Raw genomic sequence first — 1,754 nt, forward strand, 5'->3', positions numbered from 1 at the left:
CAATTACCTTAAGCGTATAAAATTGCATAATTTTCAATCATTTTCAACTATCTTAGAAAGAATCTTCCTAAAAATAAGTGCTATAATACAAATAAAACCACCAGCAAATATCCCTATTACCAGCCCTTTAATCTTTGTTACTTTATCAACCGCTAAAGGCAGCACAGGGCTATCAATTAATTGAATTAACGGCGTTTCCTGCCTCAGAGACATTTTTGTAACTTCAAGGTTCTTTACAATCTCGGCATATATAGCTGTGCTTGCCTGAACGTCAACCTGCTTCTTTTGCGATGTAACTCTCAATATTTGTAATGCAGGGTTGGGGTTAGGCGCTGCATCCATTGCGGATGCTACTCCGGTTATTGAATTATTCAATAACCTTTTTACACTATCCGCCTGGTACTGTAAAACACGAATATTCTGATCGCTCTTTTTGGTTTTTGTTTGCGTGTAGAAACGATTAACATTTTCAACGAGTTTAATGTTAAATTCCCGGGCAAATAGCTCATCCTTACTTATAACATCAACCTTTATGATACTTGTTTTTTTGTCAGGCTTAGTAACTGTAAGTATTTGTTTATTAAATATTTTAACAAGGTCAGAAATTATACTATCCTGTTTACGATTAAAATGATCAGGATTCCCTGTAAATGAAATATTGCCAATATTATCTCTTTTCCTCCAAATATCCTTTAACTTATTAAACTCAATATACCGGTCAATTAATAGCTGTTTTTTATCATTAAATGTAGCGGTACTTAGTAAAGCCTTTTCAATCATTAAACGGGATTTGTAAAGTTCTAAAATATTATCACTTTGAAATATCCCTCCTCCACTATTCATACCACCTAAGTCAACACCTGCAATTGAAGCAAGCCCGGCATATTGACTTAGGCCTCCGGATTTATTTCCGTCATCTAAAACAAATGTGCATGATGATGTATACTCGGGCTTTTTAAATATAGAATATGCTATCCCTAAAACGCCTCCCAAGATACCTGCAATGAAAATTATCAGCCATTTAGATTTTAAATAGCCGATAACTGATTTTATTTTTTTTATTAACTCCTTTACTGATATTTCATCAGTTTTTTCAATACCCATATAACTTGAATACAAATTAAAATTCTAAGTTTATTTATTCAAACTCAATATCCCCAAAATAATAGCCCCTAACGATGCTAACCCTGTAGTATATCCTAAAATCAACTGACCTGTATTGTTTTTACTTTCCGCCTTTTTAGGAACATATATTTCGCTTCCGGGCTTTACTGAAGGATGGATATTGAAAAACAAAAACTTCCGTGTGCCTTTTACGGTTCCGTTGGCGTATACTACATAAGCTCCCCTTCTTAATGCGTCGGGCCCATATCCACCAGCATTAGATACAAAGCCATTAAATGATTTTGAACCGTCATAAACCACCGCACTTGGATAAAGCACCTGGCCGTTTACACGAACGATTTGTTGTTKTTTAGGAACCCTTAAAACGTCACCGTCCTCCAAAAGCAGGTCGATTTTTGATCCGGGAGATTTCAGGATTTTGGTAAGATCAATACCTACATAATTATTTCGCTGCTGGGTATCTGCTGCTGTGTTAGTAGAATCCTTATAGGCTCTTTTAAGCCTGCTAAACTGGGCGGTGCGTTCAAGAGCAAGTGCTGTAGTATCTGCTTTATTTTTATCAACACCCAATATGGCAATGTTTTCTCTTTTTAACGATCCTCCCTCAACATCTGCCGATGCAGTAAGGC

1 protein-coding gene and 1 pseudogene are annotated in these 1,754 nt (G+C 36.0%); both read right to left on the minus strand.

The window, feature by feature from the left end; translation table 11 throughout:
• Positions 1-33 precede the first annotated feature (33 nt).
• A complete protein-coding gene (locus AC1DQW_RS27525) occupies positions 34-1,104 on the minus strand; it encodes a Wzz/FepE/Etk N-terminal domain-containing protein (RefSeq protein ID WP_477456991.1) in 1,071 nt (356 codons plus the stop codon).
• Positions 1,105-1,134: 30 nt separating this feature from the next.
• Positions 1,135-1,754, minus strand: a pseudogene (locus AC1DQW_RS27530) (capsule biosynthesis protein); the annotation flags it as partial.

The organism is Mucilaginibacter sp. P5_A4 (genome assembly GCF_056400605.1).